Here is a 2,526-nt window from a genome sequence, read left to right on the forward strand (position 1 = left end):
AACCTTTTTCTTTTTCTTCCAAATGTAAATTCAGTGCCACTGCTAATATTCGATTATCATTTGTGCGTTCCACAAAAGCATCTTCAAGCTTGGAAAAAGATCGATGATTAAGTTCAACACGTAGTGTGCCACCACTAATTAACTTAACCCCATCGTGTAGTTTTCCTTGAACTCTAAGCTTATCCATAATTCTAGAAACTTCACGCGCATTTCGGCCGATTTCATCCATGTTGCGTTTTTTCGAATCCACTTCTTCCAACACAACTGCCGGAATCACAATTTCATGTTTTTCAAAAGAATAAATTGAATTAGGATCCTGCAACAGAACATTTGTATCTATAACATAAATTTTTTCCATTCAGCCGCCTCCTGAGAATTTGTCTACATAGTTTGGCAAGGCTTCCTGATAAAACTATATGCGCTAATGTATAAAGTTAGACGAATTTCAAAATATATGAACAAATAAAGGAGGAAATTATGATGCGATTTCTCATTACTATATTTGCTTTATTAAGTCTAGTAGCGTGTCAAAATCAAGAAAAAGAAAGCCTTCCCAAACAGAAAAGCGAATCGCCAATTGTAGAGGTTCAAGATTCTGATCCCGTCCCAAAACAAAAGCTGAATAATCGTCAACAAGCGAATCACTTAGCAAATGTTGCAAGTGAAGTACCTGATGTTGGCAACGCTACATCGTTAGTAGCTGGTCCTTATGTAGTTGTAGCGATTGATGTTGATAAAGACTTAGATAGATCTCGCGTAGGTTCAATTAAGTATTCAGTTGCTGAAGCTTTGAAAAAAGACCCTTATGGTAAAAATGCTGTAGTTATTGCTGATGCTGATGGATATGAACGTATTAAACAAATGGCACGTAAAGTACGTGATGGTCACCCTATTCAAGGAATTACAGATGAATTAGCAGCCATCGTAGGGCGGTATATGCCTGAAGTACCTGTTCCTGATCAGAAGCCATCAGAGCCTGACCAGAACAAAAATTCAATTCCTGAAAATGAAAAGCAAAAGCTTAATAACATTGAAGAAGAACAATCCAATCATTATAAAGATTAGTTTCTACAAATACGGGTGAAATCACCCCCTTTACAAGATATGGATCAGGTAAATATGTATGAAGCTTAATTCTATTTCATCACAAATTAGATTGTTTAGGAACAACCTTATATTGCTTTTACAAACTCTTAACATTGGCTAAAAATTTATACAACCCGAAAAAATAATGCCTAAATCCTGTATAGGATTTAGGCATTTTGTTTACGTTGAATTTCTTCTGGATTTTCTTCATCTTTTACTTCATTATAGTATTGCACTCCAAATTGGGAGCCTTCATCTACCATTTTTGTATTTTCGATTGAGTCAAACTCTGGAACTCCAGCTTTTTCTACTGGTAAGTCATTATTATGTTCATTTTTTAATGAACCCTGTACTGAATCTGTTAGAGATTTAGCTTTTTGTTTCACCTTTTCTCTACGATTCTCATCTTTAAGTAGTAATGCTGCCGCTCCGGCACTCACTGCACCAATAGTAGAATAAATAAAACGTTTCTTCATACCATCATCTCCCTTTGTGTGTACTTATAAATCATTTCCCACAAAAGGGTGTTTCTAAACAAATAGTTGGCTCTACATTTTTAAAGCTTTCATCACTTGGTTATCAAGCTTTTTAGCAGCTTTATTGTCATATGTCTTCTCGTATTTTGGTGCACTTGTGATTTTTGATCCATAGAACATGATATCTCTAACTTCCTCTATTTTTAGTTCAATCATTGAAAGCTTTAAAGGAACATTATCTATTGTTTCATGTTCAATGATGGCTTCTCCTTTTATTGCATATGTTGAATCATCACTTATTAGTGTTACTACAACAGAAGGGTTCTGTCTTATGTTTTCTACAATTTTGGATCGGTTATCTATTGCAAGGCGAATGGAAGATTCGGTAGACGCATAAACCCAACTTATTGCATTAACCATGGGGGTGCATGTTTGATGCTCTATTGTAGATAAAAGAACATATCTTTCACTCTGTAACAGTTGATATAGGACTTTATTTAACGTTTTCTCTACTTGATTTGCCATTTCTATTCCCTCCTATAGATAAAAGATAGAAACAAAAAAAGAAAATGTGAGTTAGTAAACAATTATTTTATAACTATGGGTAGAGTAAAAGAAACATTCGAAGGGATTCTATAAACGTGTTATAATAAATAGGCAAAGGTATAAATTGAGGTGAGAAGTATGCGAGTAAAATGTGTTCTGTGCGATTCTGTCGAAAAAATCGATAGCAATTGCCTGCAAGCGAAACGAATGAGAAACAGAAGAATCCATACCTTTATGTGCTCAACTTGTCATGATCGAATTGAAGAAAAGACGAATGCTAGAAAATCTACAGGTAATTTCAAGCTCTATCGTGAGCCTGTAAGAGAACAGCATTTATCTTAAATAAATGAAAACTTAACTGATTTTATAAAAAGAGACTGGGACAAAACTAGTCTCAGATAATTAAAAAGGTTCCAAT

At 34.5% G+C, this 2,526-nt stretch carries 5 protein-coding genes; 2 read left to right on the plus strand and 3 right to left on the minus strand.

What is annotated here, in order from left to right; genetic code table 11:
• Positions 1-358, minus strand: a 358-nt coding sequence (locus tag N782_RS20335) for a PIN domain-containing protein (protein WP_036824859.1), incomplete at its 3' end; no start/stop codon positions are given.
• Positions 359-480: 122 nt separating this feature from the next.
• Between N782_RS20335 and N782_RS20340 the strand changes: the two genes are divergently transcribed.
• Complete coding sequence (locus N782_RS20340; RefSeq protein WP_036824862.1) at positions 481-1,065, plus strand: YhcN/YlaJ family sporulation lipoprotein; 585 nt, start codon at positions 481-483, stop codon at positions 1,063-1,065.
• 188 nt (positions 1,066-1,253) lie between these two features.
• Here N782_RS20340 and N782_RS20345 read toward each other — a convergent pair whose 3' ends face one another.
• Both N782_RS20345 and N782_RS20350 read right to left on the minus strand, forming a co-directional pair.
• A complete protein-coding gene (locus N782_RS20345; RefSeq protein ID WP_036824864.1) occupies positions 1,254-1,562 on the minus strand; it encodes a hypothetical protein in 309 nt (102 codons plus the stop codon).
• 72 nt (positions 1,563-1,634) lie between these two features.
• Positions 1,635-2,087, minus strand: coding sequence for a PNPOx family protein (locus N782_RS20350; protein ID WP_036824867.1), 453 nt, complete (start codon positions 2,085-2,087; stop codon positions 1,635-1,637).
• A 159-nt stretch (positions 2,088-2,246) separates the two neighbouring features.
• Between N782_RS20350 and N782_RS21205 the strand changes: the two genes are divergently transcribed.
• On the plus strand, positions 2,247-2,450 hold the full coding sequence (locus N782_RS21205) for a YlaI family protein (RefSeq protein WP_084103186.1): 204 nt from the start codon (positions 2,247-2,249) through the stop codon (positions 2,448-2,450).
• The last annotated feature ends 76 nt before the right edge of the window (positions 2,451-2,526 follow it).

Origin of the sequence: Pontibacillus yanchengensis Y32 (assembly GCF_000770635.1) — a bacterium.
In the GTDB taxonomy this organism is placed as follows: Bacteria; Bacillota; Bacilli; order Bacillales; family BH030062; genus Pontibacillus; species Pontibacillus yanchengensis.